Raw genomic sequence first — 13,785 nt, forward strand, 5'->3', positions numbered from 1 at the left:
CATTTTTTAAGAAGAGTGAAGTTATACTTTTAGCGAAACTTATTTCTCAGGGCAGGGTGTAACTCCCTACTGGCGGTAATCTTGTAACAAAGAGAGTCCGCGAGCGCTTTTACATGTAAACGTAAAAGGTCAGCAGATTTGGTGTGATTCCAAAACCAACGGTTAAAGTCCGGATGAGAGAGAATGTAGTGCATTATTGCCATTGTTGATGACAAAATCGTGTGTCTATATTTAAAGATGCCCTGATTCTGGTAAGTTTACTCACCTTTTAGGAGTAGACCATGAATCAAATCTGTAGGGACTCGTCCCTTCACTCTTCTGTTAAGCAAGCCATTGCTTCGCTTCAAAACCAAAACGGCGTGATCGTTATGGACAACTTTAACCGCGAAAATGAAGCGGATATTATCTTCCATGCGGGCTCTCTCACGACAGAACAAACTGCACTGCTGATTCGTGAATGCAGTGGCATTGTTTGTCTCTGTTTACCACCACAAAAAGTCGATGAACTTGAACTTCCGATGATGGTTTCTCACAACGAGTCAAAATTTCAAACGGGTTTTACCATTACCATAGAAGCCAAAGAGGGTGTGACCACGGGTGTGAGTGCACAAGATCGTCTCACGACTATACAAGCCGCCATTCATCCTAAGGGCAAAGCAAAAATCGTCTCTCCTGGACATGTTTTTCCGCTTCGTGCCAAAGAGGGTGGCGTATTAGAGCGAGATGGTCATACCGAAGCTTCGGTCGATTTGATGCGTCTTTCAGGACTTTCACCCTATGCCGTTTTGTGTGAACTGACCAATGTAGATGGGACAATGACCGTAGGCGATGACATTTATGACTTTGCTGCGAAACACGGGTTTCCCATTGTGAGCATTGATGAAATTATTGAATATCGCAAAAAGCACACACTTTAAGATGTACCCGTTATAGGCTTGTGAGCTTATGACGGGCACTCATTTGTGCGTGAACAAACTGTTTAAATTCGTTAAAAAGTCTACTTTGGTATTTATTTTTATGGTAAATGAGGTAAAACGATCGACCAATTTTTAAGTTGACCAAGTTCACTTCAAAAAGTTCACCACGATTCAGTTCGTTGGTAACGGCAACTTTGGAAAGACAGGTGATGGTTTGAGGATTATTGAGCAAAATGGTTTTCGCCTCTTCAAATTCAGAAAACTCCATAAAAATATTTAAATCCAGAGCAATCTCGCCTAAAGCTTTTAAAAAAACCTCTCGTGTACCTGAGCCTTTTTCCCTTAAAATCCACTTTTTATGAAACAGCTCATCGATATAAAATGTTCCTTCCCCAAGACACGCATCACTGCTCACAACAATGAGTTGGTCATCGCCAATGGCATTTTTGAGAATATCTGCATCCTCGCACGATGATTCGATAAAGCCTATATCGATGGTCGAATCTTTCACCATTTGAATAATCTGAGAAGAGTTTTGTATGTCTTTTTGAATTCTCACCTCTTCATGGCGTGCTAAAAAATCAAAAACAATTTGTGGGGTGATAAAATCCCCAATCGTTTTACTCGAAGCGATTTTTAAAATCCCCGAGATTTTACTGTTCTTAAAAAAATCCTCGGCATCGTTGAGTGCTCTAAAATGAGAGTAGGTTTTTTCTTTAAAAAGCCTGCCGATTTCATTCAATACTAACTTTTTTCCGATGCGATCAAAAAGCTGTTCTCCTATTTGCGCTTCCAACGACTTGATAGAAAGCGAAATAGCTGATTGGCTGATACCCATTTTTTGTGCTAAATTAGAGATATGTGAATCTTCGCAGAGAGAATAAAAAAATCTCAATTCTTGAAAGGTCATAATGGCTCTTTAATATAATATATTTATGATTATATCAAATATAATTTATTTTACTTATCAAAGAAATGATTTTATAATGGCACAAAATTTTTAAGGATGCGTATGTTTCAAAAGGAAAACCGAAATAATACCTTGAGTGGTATCTTGTTTGTAGCGCTCTTTTCGATGAGTGCAACGTATTTAGCTGATTTTGCCATTTTGAAACATCTTGGCATCAGCCCTTTAATTGTGGGCATCGTCTTGGGTATGATTTATGCCAATACTTTGCGTAACAGACTGCCGCATGAGTGGGTTCCAGGCATTCTCTTTTCAACCAAAACTATTTTACGAACAGGCATTGTCCTTTATGGCTTTCGCATTACGTTTCAAAACATTGAAGCGGTGGGAACGGCGGGTATATTTACCAGTGTGGTTATCGTTGCTTCGACTTTCATCATCGGTTATATTGTTGGAACAAAAGTGTTGAAGCTCGACAAAGAGACGACGATTCTGACCAGCGCAGGCAGTTCCATCTGTGGGGCGGCGGCTGTGTTAGCCACCGAGCCTGTCATCAATGCTGAGCCTTATAAAAGCGCCATTGCGGTTTCTACGGTGGTAGTGTTTGGAAGCATTGCCATGTTCTTGTATCCGTTTTTATACACATTAGGTCTCATTCCACTCTCGCCTGAGGCAATGGGAATTTACATCGGCGGAACGATTCATGAGGTAGCGCATGTCGTGGCTGCTGGCAATGCCGTGGGGATTGAAGCTGCAAAAACTGCGGTCATCGTAAAGATGATACGGGTGATGCTCCTTGCTCCTTTTTTGGTGATTTTAGGATTTTGGTTGGTACGCACAACTCAGCACGTCGCTCAAAAACAAAAGAGCAAGATTACGATTCCTTGGTTTGCTGTCTTTTTTATCATTGTTGCAGGATTTAACTCTTTTAATTTCTTGCCTCAAGGCTTGGTGGGTGACATCAATGCCATTGATACTTTTCTGCTGACCATGGCGATGACGGCACTGGGAATGGAAACGAGTGTAGACAAGTTTAAAAATGTGGGGATGAAACCCATCTATCTCGCAACGATTTTATTTGCATGGCTGATGGTGGGAGGCTTCTTTATCGTTCAATGCTCTTTGAGTTTATAGGTAAAGAAGAATATCAAGCTCCAACGATTCTGGTTTGGTGGCGGGGGCAAAACGATTGACAACAACCCCATTTTTATCGACTAAAAATTTGGTGAAATTCCATTTAATCGCTTCAATACCCAAAAGCCCTTTTTGCGCCTCTTTAAGGTAGGCGTAGAGCGGGTGGGTATGCTCTCCATTGACATCGATTTTGGCAAACATAGGGAAGGTAACACCATACGTAATTGAGCAAAAACTCTTGATGTCATCTTCGCTTAAGGGCTCTTGGTTCATAAATTGATTGCATGGAAAACCTAAGATGGTAAATCCCTTATCTTTGTACTTTTCGTATAAATTCTCTAGCCCTTCATATTGATTTGTAAAACCGCATTTACTCGCAACATTGACGATGAGTAAAACTTTGTTTTGAAACATATTCATTGAGATAGTTTCACCGTTGATCGTTTTGACTTCAAAGTCGTAAATGCTCATGAAAGCTCCTTGTTTTTACAAAACATGAAAAGCAGAAAATTATAGCAAAGTTATCCGTTAGTTTCGTCCTAAAAATTCAGAAGCTTCAGAGATGATGAGAAATGCTTCAGGGTCATATTCTCGAATGATGTCTTTTAAGAGTTGAATCTTTGACATCTCAACAGTGACTAAAATCATTGTCTTGATTTGCTTTTGATGGTGCAAGCCAATGCCTGTAAAAATTGTACCATGCTCTTCAATACGCTCCCTAATCTGTTCGGTTAAGGCTTCCACATTGTTAGAGACAATCTTAACTACTTTTTTGGAAGGACGACCGGTCAGAATAACGTCGATGATTTTTGTGCTCATGTAAACGCTAAACATACTGTAGAGTGCTTTTTTGACATCGCCATACGCAAAAATATAGGCCATCATAATGGAAAGGTCGATGGCTAAAAGGACTTCTGCTGCTTTAAATTTACTTCTTTGCGCGGCAATTTCGCCCAGAATGGACGTACTTCCTGTCGAAGAACGTCCTTTGATAATCAATCCAACGCCAAGGCCAATGCAGATGCCACCAAAGACCGAAGCGAGTAAAATATCATCGGTAATGGGTTTGAGGTGCAAGACTTCGCGAAAAAGATCGGTGAAAAATGAGGTTGCAAAAAGTGCCATTAACGTTTTAAGGCAATAGAGTTTTCCAAAATAAAAATAACCGAGCACGACAAATGGAATGCTAACAATCAAAATGAGTGTTCCTAGTGTTAGTTGTGTGATGAAAAAATGCAAAATCAGTGCAATACCAATGCCACCACCCGTTATGACGCCATTAGGAGAGAGAAAACAGACGACACCAAATGCCATCGACATGGTTCCTAACAGAACGTAAATTGTTTGCAACAGTTGTGTAGAAAGCATAGAATATTTCATTATTTGAGATACCCCATCAAATTAAAAATAGGCAATTTGGAACTGCTCTCTAGTTTTTTCATCCATTTGTCCATTTTGTCTGGTTTTTCCCAAACGGGATGACTGACATTGGAAAGCTCTTCAACTTTGCTTTTAGCGGTTTGAATAGAGCCTACTTCATCAATAAGGTGAATGCCGAGTGCTTTATTGGCGATAAAGACTTGCGCATTGGCAAATTCGTTAGGTTTGGCAAGATTGAGTCCGCGTGCTGTGGCAACATCGGTGATGAAAAGCGTGTAGGCATCATCAATCAAATCTTTGAGTGCACCGCGCTCTTTGGGTGTCCACTCTCTGGTGAACGTTCCCATCTGTTTGTAATCGCCTGCGGTGATAATCTGCTCGGAAATGCCCAGTTTTTTAGCCAGTTCTGCGACATTAGGCGCTTGGAAAAGAACACCGATAGAGCCGATAAAAGCTCCTGGATTGGCGATGATGTAATTGGACCAAATCGAAGCATAATAACTTCCACTGGTCATACTGCCTGCGGCATACGCCACGACTGGTTTGTGTTCAGATAATCGTTTTACCGCCATCGAAAGCTCGATGGAAGGCGCTAATGCACCACCTGGGGAGTCTACTTGTAAAAGGACACCCTTGATCTTTTCGTCTTTGTCTGCTTTGTCAATCTCTTCTAAAATATCTTGGACATTTAAGATTTCGCCTTCGATTTTCACAACTGCAAGGTTTGGGGTTTTAAGCTCTTCTTGAGAACCATAAATGAACACCAAAAGCAGTACAAAAAGCATCGCTTTAAAGTGGTTTTGGATGTAGCTCAAAATAGCGCCGATCCAGATAAAAGGCTTTTTAATCAGTTCTAGCATAATTGTTCTCCGTCAATAAAAGTTAAATGGGTTTGATGTGTGTGTAAGATAAGTTGCAAAGGCATATCTTCTTTTTCACACGCTTGGGGTAAGGTTACTACGATGAGGTCAGCATAACGTTCTTTTTCAAGCACGCCACACGGTAGTTGTAGCGCTTTTGCCGCATTACATGTAACGCTTTGTAAAAGCGTTTGCGCAAGGCTTGAAAGCTCTAATTTGGGGTGTAACATCAGAGCACTTCGCATCTCATCCCAGAGGCTGAGTGAAATGTTGGAGCTAAGACCATCGGTTCCTAGGGTGAGGTTAATGTTCTCTTTTTGCACTGCTTCAAGATCAAGTTTTCCTACACCTAAAAGTCGGTTGGAAACAGGGCAATGGGTTAGAGTTGCTTGTTGTTTGGCAATCGTATCTAACTCGTGTTTTGTTGCTTGTACGGCGTGGGTGAAAAGCGTTGGATTGTGTGAAAAGAGCTCTAGGTATTCGACCGCTTCACACATCGGTTTGGCGTGTGGATTAAACGCACTAAAGAAGCTTTGAAAATCGCCACTCCCTGTATCAATCCATGCACGCTCCGCAGGGCTTTCCATAAAATGCGTCGAGACCACACATCCCTCTTCACGAGCAATTTGAAGCGCTTTTTTAGCCAAAATCGGGTGTGTTGAATAGGGCGAATGCACTGAAACGGCAGGTATAAAACGTTTACATGTAAACTCTTGTGAGGCTTCAAGTCGTCCTCTGAAATCTCCATACATAGCATCCACCGCACTGGGGACTGAACCTAAAACCTCATTGAAATAAACGACACGTTGAGGTGCCTCAACACACGCTTCCAAGTCGGCTCCAAAACTGCTGATGGCACCTAAAGTTGTAGTGCCACTTTTGAGCATCTCTTGGAGTTTACATGTAATGAGTTCTGTTGTTGCAAGTGCACTGAGCTCTTCACGGTGTTTGATGACAGAGCGAAGCCATGCAATAAAATCGCCATAGCGAAGCATACTTTGGTTGGCACTAAATTCTAAATGCACATGGCTGTTGATAAGACCAGGTAAAATCACACTATTTTGAGGTGTTTCGATCACGGTTACTGTGGGGTGTTTGGCTTTAAGTTCCGCACTTGTTCCCACTTCGAGGATGTGTGTGTCAAACAAAACAGCACCCTCTTCAATGATCTCAAACGACTCGTTGCATGTTAGTACAAAATCGGCAGTTATGAGAGTCACTTTTTTCCTTTAATTTACTTATGGCGTTCTTGCAGAACTTTGTATATATTTTTAAAGCGAAGCTTCAAAAACAACAGTAGCACTAGGTTTTTCTTGGCAGAATGCCACGTACCTATAGTGCTTTTTGTTCAAAGTATCTCTTAAAAAAACTTCTTTTATTGAGTCTAAAAAAAGATAAATTGTGGCGTAATTGTATCCTAAACTAACCACTGATATAATAAGAGTAAATTTTAAACAAAAGGTAACTCATGAAAATTGTCGTGATTCAAGGTCCAAATCTTAATATGCTAGGACACAGAGAGCAAACTATTTACGGTGGTATGAAACTCGAAGAGATTCACTCTCAAATGGAGACAGTCGCCAAACAAAACGGTTTTGAAATCGAATTTTTTCAATCCAATTTAGAGGGTGAAATTGTTGACCGTATCCAAGAGTGTTTGGGTGATGCCGATGGTATTATCATCAACCCAGCAGCCTACACACATACCTCTATCGCCATTCGTGATGCGATTAGTGACGTCTCTTTACCTGCGATTGAAGTGCACATCAGCAATATTTACCGACGTGAAGAGTTCCGTCAGAAAAGTATGACGGCAGCTGTTTGTACAGGACAAATCAGTGGTTTTGGACCTTTTGGTTACCACCTTGCTATGATCTCGATGATGCAAATGCTCGGTGAACTTGATGCGCTTCGCAAAGCACAAGCAGCACAACAACAAGTCACAAAAGCGTAAGATGAACTACATTCTCCAAGATGAAAACGCACTCTACTTCGAGTGCGGTTTTTCATGCGACCATGCGGTTTTTTTAAAGCTGGGAAGTGAAGCCTTTTTTATCACCGATGCACGTTATACTACAGAAGCCTCTGAAGTGATTAAAAATGCTACCGTTTTGGAAGGTGACAGACGCGATCTTTTAAAAACAGCGCGTCTGTTAATTCGAAAAAGTGGTATCACGACGCTTGCGTATAATCCAGCCGAATGGAATGTGGAAGCGTATGCAAGGCTGAGTGAAAAACTGAACATCAACTTTCAAAAAAAACCGAATTTTTCGCAACAAAAACGCATCATCAAAAGTGATCGAGAGCTTGAAATCCTCAAAAGTGCGGCACTTTTTGGCAAAGAAGCCTTTACACGTTTTGGAGAATTTTTAAAACATCATGGGGAAGGTATGGATGAAAAACGTGCCTTCTTTGAAGCCGAAGCGATTTTAAAACGCCATGGTGAACTAGGACTTAGTTTTGAGCCGATTATCGCTCTTGGAGCCAATGCTGCCAAACCACATGCACTGCCTACATGTAAAACGCTTCAAAAGGGTGAACTCGTTCTTTTAGATGCGGGGGTGAAATACCAGCGTTACTGTTCCGATCGTACACGCACGAGCTTTTTTGGTGAAGCGTTTAACTTTGAAAAAGAGCAACATTTTAACGAGACCTTGAAACAGAAAGTTTATGATACCGTGTTGTGTGCTCAAGAAGCCGCTCTTAAAGCAGTGAAAATAGGTGTCAAAGCTAAAGAGATTGACAAAGCAGCACGCGATGTCATTGACAAAGCGGGATTTGGAGCGTATTTCATTCATTCCACTGGGCATGGTGTCGGTCTGGATATTCACGAATTGCCTGTGATTAGTGCGCGTTCTGAAACGATTATTGAAGAAAATATGGTCTTTACCATAGAGCCAGGCATTTATTTACCAGGGCAATTTGGCGTGAGAATTGAAGATACGATTATCGCGCGAGATAACGGTGCTGAGGTTCTGGGGTGAAGTTAGAACGTATCCGATTTTTCCCTACATGTAAAAAAGCCAGAGCTCCTTTTTCACACCGTGTAGTCATAGGTCTTGGTGGCAATCAAGGCGATGTCAAAAAGCGTTTTGTGAAACTGTATCGCCTGTTTTTAAATGACCCACGTTTTTTTATTCAAGAGAGTTCCATGGTGTTCCAAAATCCACCGTTTGGCTACCTTGATCAACCCGATTTTTACAATGCGGTTATTGTGTTGCAAACATCTCTACGTGCAAAAGCATTGCTTAAAGTGCTTTTACATGTAGAGCATATTTTTGGACGCATCAGACTCTTTAAAAATGGACCAAGAACGCTGGATTTGGATATAATATTTTTCGATAATCAAACGATCCATCAACCTAACTTAATTGTTCCCCACCCTAAATGGTCGGAACGTGCATCGGTTATCGTTCCACTCTTTACGCTAAAAAGTTTTAAAGGATAGAGGTGAAATTTCATACGTTTAGTGGTGAAACACCAGCAGAAGCACTTAAACAGGCTCAACAAGACTGCGGTGAAAATGCGCTTGTGATAAGCACCAAACAGATTCGCAAAAAGACGATTAGCACTTCCGCACTCTATGAAGTGGTTGTTGCCATTGAAGACGATCAACCAACTCCTGCCCCCAAAAAACCAGAACCAAAAGTTGAGAACAAATATAAAAGTGGCGAAGATGTCCTCTTTAGCCTCTCTGAAGCGGCAAAACAAATCTCTCAAATTGCACAAGCTACGGGTGATATGGGGGGCTCAAATGCTTCAAGAGAAACAGAGCGAGCTCAAAATAACGAGGGCATCGGCGAGATTAAATGTGAAATCAATAAGCTTGCCGATAAAATCAAGCTGATTCAAGAGATGTTCTGGGAAGAGCGTGCCCCACACCGCAATCATTTAGCCATTCCTTCAGAATTTTCAGAGATCTATAAACTCGCAAAAACCAGTGGTATGGGCGAAGATCATTTAGAAAATATTATGAATCTTACGTTAGAGCATATGCCCGTTCGTATGAAAAATAGTTCTGAGACGATCAAACGTTATTTTCAAGTGTTGCTTCGTAAACTCATTCCTGTACGGATGGAAGCAGAACTTCCTAAAGGCAATAAGCGCGTGATGATGTTTGTGGGACCTACCGGTGTGGGAAAAACAACGACGATTGCAAAGTTGGCAGCACGTTACTCGTACATTCAAGAAAAGCGCGCCAAAGTGGGTATTATCACCCTTGATACTTATAGAATTGGTGCAGTAGAACAACTCTTTCAGTATGCTAAAATGATGCGCTTACCGATAGAGGATGTGGTTGATCCGAGTGATTTTAATAACGCTCTTTCATCGCTCAGCCATTGCGATGTGATTTTGATTGATACCGTAGGAAGCTCACAGTACGATAAAGATAAACTGGTGAAACTGAATAAGTTTTTACAAAGCTCACAATTACAAATTGACGTTAACTTAGTGCTCTCCGCAGGTAGTAAGCTTGAAGATCTTAAAGAGATCTACAAAAATTTCTCTTTTTTAGATATTGATACCCTGATTTTTACAAAATTTGATGAAACAAAGGTTTTTGGAACGATATTTTCTTTGATTTACGATATTGACAAACCTGTAAGTTATTTTTCCATTGGTCAAGAGGTGCCTGACGACATAGTTCCTGCATCCAGTGATTTTTTGGTTGAATGTATTTTAGATGGCTTTGAGAAAAAAAGAGGTGAATATGGAAACGCAGGCGAATAAACTCCAAGAACTAGTCGGCGCAGCTTCTGCTAACGAACATAGCCATACAAAATTTATTGCCATCACAAGCGGCAAGGGTGGCGTGGGTAAAAGTACAGTCAGTGCTAATATGGCAAATATCTTAGCAAATAATGGTTATAAAGTAGGGCTCTTTGATGCCGACATTGGCTTAGCAAACCTCGATGTCATTCTCAATGTTCGTATCGATAAAAATATTTTACATGTACTTAAAGGTGAGTGTACACTAGCAGATGTCATTGTCCCTATTAAAAAAAATCTTTTGCTGATTCCTGGTGAAAGTGGCGACGAGATCTTAAAATATTCCGAACAGTTTTTGTTTGAGCGCTTTTTGGAAGAGACCAAAGTACTGGATGATCTTGACTTTATGATTATTGATACAGGTGCTGGTATTGGGGGACATATTCAACTCTTTTTAGAAGCAGCCGATGAGGTTATTGTAGTAACGGTTCCTGACCCTGCTGCCATTACCGATGCGTATGCAACCATTAAGATTACCAGCAAAACGCAGTCTAATATTCATGTGATTTTGAATATGACCAAAAGCGAAAAAGAGGCACAACTCATTTTTGATAAGATCAATAAAGTAGCTATGGCAAATATTGGTAATGGTTTAAAGCTTAATCTTATAGGTAAACTGCCTGAGGATAAACTCATCTCCAAGAGCATTAAACAGCGCACACTTTTTACCAATGATGCACCCAATTCACTGGCTGCCCTTGATATGAAACGGATTGTCAACAATTTAGTTTATAAATTGGAACGAAAAGTGCTTAAAACTGATACAAATAAGAGCTTCGGAAGCTTTTTTAAGCGTATTATTGAGCAATTTTAGATACATTTTGTAAAGGTATTGTATGGTCAAATCAGAAAATTTCATCTACTTCTTCACCATATGTGGATTTTTTATTGGGTTGATGTTTTCGGTGCTAAATTTTACAGAACCAGAAGAGATACTCTTTTACACATTAGAAATAACGTTAGTTTTCTATCTTATTATCCATGTGGCTGTCATGAATTTCTTTGATTTTGATCGTTTAAGTACTTTTATTTTTGATAAAAAAGATCATGAAAGTATTGGTGATTACTTTATTCAAGAGTTGGAAAATAGAGAGAAGGTCATGGATAGTCTTTTAGCGAGCATTGATAATATGAATCAGCATTACGACAAGATAATGAAAGGCTCAATGGAGAGTAATGAATCCTACAGTAAAAAAGCAGCCTAATCCTTACAGTCAAAATCTTAAAAAAGAGCAAGACGAACTCGTTTTGCAATATCTCCCAGCAGTGCGCGCTATGGCGTATCGTCTTCGTGAGAGACTTCCTGCTTCGGTAGACGTCAACGATCTTATTTCGATTGGAACGGAAGAGATGATAAAACTCTCTCGCCGTTATGATAAAGACCAAAATGATTCTTTTTGGGGATATGGTAAAAAACGTGTTTATGGTTCGATGCTTGATTTTTTGCGCTCCTTAGATACAATGAGCAGAGCTAATAGACGTTTAATAAAAATGGTTGATAACGAGATTACTGCTTACTTGAGTGAGCATGGAAATGAACCTGATGATGCTTACTTGGCAAAAGCTTTGAATGAAGATATCGAAAAAATTGCTGAAGCACGCAATAGCTCAATGATCGTTTCAGTGATGTCTTTAAATGAGCAAATTACAATTTTATCAGGTGAAGATACTGCGCAGAAAGTCGAAAAAGATGAACTCATGGAGATGATTCAGAGTATTCTTTTAACCTTTGGTGAACGTGAGCAGATGATTATTCAGCTTTATTATTTCGAAGAGCTTAACCTCAAAGAGATCAGTGAAGTTTTGGATATTAGTGAGTCGAGAATTTCTCAAATTCATAAAAAGCTTTTAGCAAAGATCAAAGAACAATTGGGAATTAACCATGGCTGATATACTAAGTCAAGAAGAGATTGACGCACTTTTAGAAGTTGTTGAAGAGGATGGCGACACTCTCTCGACAGAAAATGAGAGTAGCGATACCAGGCAAGTCATCCTTTATGATTTTAAAAGTCCTAATCGTGTTTCTAAAGAGCAGTTACGTGCGGTTAAAGGTATTCACGATAAAATGGCGCGAAATCTTGCTTCTCAAATCTCTTCTATTATGCGAAGTATTGTTGAAATTCAGCTTCATTCTGTCGATCAAATGACCTATGGCGAATTTTTGATGTCTCTACCTAGTCCAACAAGCTTCAACGTTTTTTCGATTAAGCCACTCGATGGTAATTGTATTATTGAAATTAACCCGTCCATTGCCTTTCCGATGATCGATAGACTTTTAGGCGGTCTTGGTGAGTCGTATGAATCGACACGTGAACTTACAGACATTGAATTAAATCTATTGGACGCCATTTTGCGTATTATTATGCAACGCCTTAAAGAAGGATGGGCGCCAATTACAGATATGTATCCAACGGTTGAGACCAAAGAATCCAGTCCAAACGTTGTTCAAATTGTTTCACAAAATGAAATCGTCATTATGGTGGTCATGGAGATTATTATAGGAAATTCCAGTGGGATGATTAACCTGTGTTATCCTGTTATTTATTTGGAGCCAATTCTCTCTCGTTTAGCAAATCGTGATATTATGTTGGGTGAAACTAGCGCTAAAAAAAGTCGTAATAAAGAGCTTAATACGCTTATTTCGCGTGCCGAAGTTTTTAATGAAGCGATTATTGGGCAAGCAGAGTTGAGTGTGGGTGAACTTTTGGAACTTAAAAAAGGTGACATTGTCAGACTAGATCGCCCTGCTGATGATAAAGCTATTGTCATGATTGATAAAAAAGAGCTCTTTTTAGCGGAAATTGGTTTGCATCGTTTTCGTAAATCAATTAAAATAGAGAGTTTGGTTAAAACAGATAAAGATGAGGTTAAGAGTGCTTTAGAAGAATTAGAGCACATTCGAAAATCAAAAATTTCATCCTTTGATACAACGCAACAGGGGTAAGGTGTGAATACATTTGTACAATTATTACAGCAAGAGGTAGTCTCGACAATAGAGGGGTTAACGGGTATTGCACCTACCGTTGAACTTAACGCAGAAGAGAGTGGTGAGAGCAAACTCACACTCAGCCCTCCACTCGCCAAACTCGATATTACTGTGGGTGGTGAACTGCATGGTAAGATGCGTGTTACGATGGCAACATCTATTGCAACTGCCATTGGTGACATGATGCTAGGTGGTGAAGGTAATGAAAAGGAGGACATGGATGCTGAAGATCTTGATGCAACCAAAGAGATTATCTCTAACATCCTTAGCTCTTTTTCACGCTCACTTGGTAGCCAAAAAAATATGCCTAAACTTGAATTTGAAATTGAAAATGTTGAGTATATAGATCCGAACAGTACGATTGATTTTAAGGGCTTTGAGAAGCTTTTTATTTATAATTTAGCTGTTCACAATTCGCATGATACCATTGCATTTGCTATTACGCATGAACTGACTCCTCTTATTGGTGAAGAGGTTTCCGCCCCATCTGCTTCATCTGCGGCAGCACAAGAATTTATATTTGAAGAACCTAAAAAAGTTGTCACAAATATGAGTCCCGAAGAGCTTAGCAATATCGAACTTATTAAAGATGTTAGGCTTCCAATTCGTGTACGTATTGGCTCTAAAAAAATGCTTTTAAAAGATGTTTTGAGTATGGATATAGGTTCTGTGATTGAACTTGATCAATTAGCAAATGATCCATTAGAAATCCTTGTTGGCGATAAAGTTATTGCCATGGGTGAAGTGGTGATTGTAGATGGTAACTTTGGTGTACAAATAGGTGAAATTGGTACCAAACGTGAACGACTTGAAAAATTACGATAGTAGAGA

General features: G+C 39.9%; 16 protein-coding genes and 1 riboswitch. Of the genes, 11 read left to right on the forward strand and 5 right to left on the reverse strand.

Annotation, left to right across the window (positions count from 1 at the left end):
* The first annotated feature begins 38 nt into the window (after positions 1-38).
* A riboswitch (FMN riboswitch) is annotated at positions 39-189 on the forward strand.
* A 92-nt stretch (positions 190-281) separates the two neighbouring features.
* Complete coding sequence (gene ribB, locus FA584_RS01575; protein ID WP_096045683.1) at positions 282-917, forward strand: 3,4-dihydroxy-2-butanone-4-phosphate synthase; 636 nt, start codon at positions 282-284, stop codon at positions 915-917.
* Between the two features lie 10 nt (positions 918-927).
* Here ribB and FA584_RS01580 read toward each other — a convergent pair whose 3' ends face one another.
* On the reverse strand, positions 928-1,827 hold the full coding sequence (locus tag FA584_RS01580; protein ID WP_167750063.1) for a LysR substrate-binding domain-containing protein: 900 nt from the start codon (positions 1,825-1,827) through the stop codon (positions 928-930).
* Between the two features lie 102 nt (positions 1,828-1,929).
* On the opposite strand from FA584_RS01580, the gene FA584_RS01585 reads away from it, so the two are divergent.
* On the forward strand, positions 1,930-2,958 hold the full coding sequence (locus tag FA584_RS01585) for a YeiH family protein (RefSeq protein WP_167750064.1): 1,029 nt from the start codon (positions 1,930-1,932) through the stop codon (positions 2,956-2,958).
* Here FA584_RS01585 and FA584_RS01590 read toward each other — a convergent pair.
* The 4 genes from FA584_RS01590 to mqnF are packed head-to-tail and all read right to left on the reverse strand — an operon-like array spanning position 2,953 to position 6,418.
* Entirely contained in the window at positions 2,953-3,429 is a 477-nt protein-coding gene (locus tag FA584_RS01590) for a glutathione peroxidase (protein WP_096045686.1), read from the reverse strand. The two genes, FA584_RS01585 and FA584_RS01590, sit on opposite strands and share 6 nt — an antisense overlap.
* Before the next feature lie 57 nt (positions 3,430-3,486).
* Positions 3,487-4,338 (reverse strand): YitT family protein, encoded by an 852-nt coding sequence (locus FA584_RS01595; protein WP_226372223.1) that lies wholly within the window; start codon positions 4,336-4,338, stop codon positions 3,487-3,489.
* Positions 4,338-5,198 (reverse strand): signal peptide peptidase SppA, encoded by an 861-nt coding sequence (gene sppA / locus FA584_RS01600; protein ID WP_096045687.1) that lies wholly within the window; start codon positions 5,196-5,198, stop codon positions 4,338-4,340. Before sppA ends, FA584_RS01595 begins: the two co-directional genes overlap by 1 nt.
* Positions 5,192-6,418 (reverse strand): aminofutalosine deaminase family hydrolase, encoded by a 1,227-nt coding sequence (mqnF, locus tag FA584_RS01605; protein ID WP_167750065.1) that lies wholly within the window; start codon positions 6,416-6,418, stop codon positions 5,192-5,194. Before mqnF ends, sppA begins: the two co-directional genes overlap by 7 nt.
* Positions 6,419-6,666: 248 nt before the next feature.
* Here mqnF and aroQ point away from each other — a divergent pair, with 248 nt between their 5' ends.
* From aroQ to fliY, 9 genes are read left to right on the forward strand one after another with little or no spacing between them, the layout of a single operon-like run.
* Positions 6,667-7,152 (forward strand): type II 3-dehydroquinate dehydratase, encoded by a 486-nt coding sequence (gene aroQ / locus FA584_RS01610; protein WP_167750066.1) that lies wholly within the window; start codon positions 6,667-6,669, stop codon positions 7,150-7,152.
* Between the two features lies 1 nt (position 7,153).
* The gene (locus tag FA584_RS01615) at positions 7,154-8,182 is read left to right on the forward strand and encodes a M24 family metallopeptidase (RefSeq protein ID WP_167750067.1); all 1,029 of its coding nucleotides are present in this window, start codon (positions 7,154-7,156) and stop codon (positions 8,180-8,182) included.
* Positions 8,179-8,646 carry a 2-amino-4-hydroxy-6-hydroxymethyldihydropteridine diphosphokinase gene (gene folK, locus FA584_RS01620; protein ID WP_167750068.1) on the forward strand — a complete coding sequence of 156 codons (468 nt, stop codon included), beginning with the start codon at positions 8,179-8,181 and terminating at the stop codon, positions 8,644-8,646. Before FA584_RS01615 ends, folK begins: the two co-directional genes overlap by 4 nt.
* Positions 8,643-9,929, forward strand: a complete 1,287-nt coding sequence (gene flhF, locus FA584_RS01625; RefSeq protein ID WP_167750674.1) for a flagellar biosynthesis GTPase FlhF — start codon at positions 8,643-8,645, stop codon at positions 9,927-9,929. The genes folK and flhF overlap by 4 nt, the downstream gene beginning before the upstream one ends.
* The gene (locus FA584_RS01630) at positions 9,910-10,782 is read left to right on the forward strand and encodes a MinD/ParA family protein (RefSeq protein ID WP_087437610.1); all 873 of its coding nucleotides are present in this window, start codon (positions 9,910-9,912) and stop codon (positions 10,780-10,782) included. The genes flhF and FA584_RS01630 overlap by 20 nt, the downstream gene beginning before the upstream one ends.
* Positions 10,783-10,804: 22 nt before the next feature.
* Positions 10,805-11,173, forward strand: coding sequence for a hypothetical protein (locus FA584_RS01635; protein WP_096045693.1), 369 nt, complete (start codon positions 10,805-10,807; stop codon positions 11,171-11,173).
* A complete protein-coding gene (locus FA584_RS01640; protein ID WP_096045694.1) occupies positions 11,145-11,858 on the forward strand; it encodes an RNA polymerase sigma factor FliA in 714 nt (237 codons plus the stop codon). Before FA584_RS01635 ends, FA584_RS01640 begins: the two co-directional genes overlap by 29 nt.
* Entirely contained in the window at positions 11,851-12,912 is a 1,062-nt protein-coding gene (gene fliM / locus FA584_RS01645) for a flagellar motor switch protein FliM (RefSeq protein ID WP_167750069.1), read from the forward strand. Before FA584_RS01640 ends, fliM begins: the two co-directional genes overlap by 8 nt.
* A 3-nt stretch (positions 12,913-12,915) precedes the next feature.
* On the forward strand, positions 12,916-13,779 hold the full coding sequence (fliY, locus tag FA584_RS01650; protein ID WP_096045696.1) for a flagellar motor switch protein FliY: 864 nt from the start codon (positions 12,916-12,918) through the stop codon (positions 13,777-13,779).
* Positions 13,780-13,785 lie beyond the last annotated feature (6 nt).

It is taken from the genome of Sulfurospirillum diekertiae (assembly GCF_011769985.2).
GTDB classification, from domain to species: Bacteria; Campylobacterota; Campylobacteria; order Campylobacterales; family Sulfurospirillaceae; genus Sulfurospirillum; species Sulfurospirillum diekertiae.

Coding starts and splice junctions, on each gene's coding strand:
- ribB (WP_096045683.1), top strand. CDS start 282: ATGAATCAAATCTGTAGGGACTCGTCCCTTCACTCTTCTGTTAAGCAA.
- FA584_RS01580 (WP_167750063.1), bottom strand. CDS start 1,827: ATGACCTTTCAAGAATTGAGATTTTTTTATTCTCTCTGCGAAGATTCA.
- FA584_RS01585 (WP_167750064.1), top strand. CDS start 1,930: ATGTTTCAAAAGGAAAACCGAAATAATACCTTGAGTGGTATCTTGTTT.
- FA584_RS01590 (WP_096045686.1), bottom strand. CDS start 3,429: ATGAGCATTTACGACTTTGAAGTCAAAACGATCAACGGTGAAACTATC.
- FA584_RS01595 (WP_226372223.1), bottom strand. CDS start 4,338: ATGAAATATTCTATGCTTTCTACACAACTGTTGCAAACAATTTACGTT.
- sppA (WP_096045687.1), bottom strand. CDS start 5,198: ATGCTAGAACTGATTAAAAAGCCTTTTATCTGGATCGGCGCTATTTTG.
- aroQ (WP_167750066.1), top strand. CDS start 6,667: ATGAAAATTGTCGTGATTCAAGGTCCAAATCTTAATATGCTAGGACAC.
- FA584_RS01615 (WP_167750067.1), top strand. CDS start 7,154: ATGAACTACATTCTCCAAGATGAAAACGCACTCTACTTCGAGTGCGGT.
- FA584_RS01630 (WP_087437610.1), top strand. CDS start 9,910: ATGGAAACGCAGGCGAATAAACTCCAAGAACTAGTCGGCGCAGCTTCT.
- FA584_RS01635 (WP_096045693.1), top strand. CDS start 10,805: ATGGTCAAATCAGAAAATTTCATCTACTTCTTCACCATATGTGGATTT.
- FA584_RS01640 (WP_096045694.1), top strand. CDS start 11,145: ATGAATCCTACAGTAAAAAAGCAGCCTAATCCTTACAGTCAAAATCTT.
- fliM (WP_167750069.1), top strand. CDS start 11,851: ATGGCTGATATACTAAGTCAAGAAGAGATTGACGCACTTTTAGAAGTT.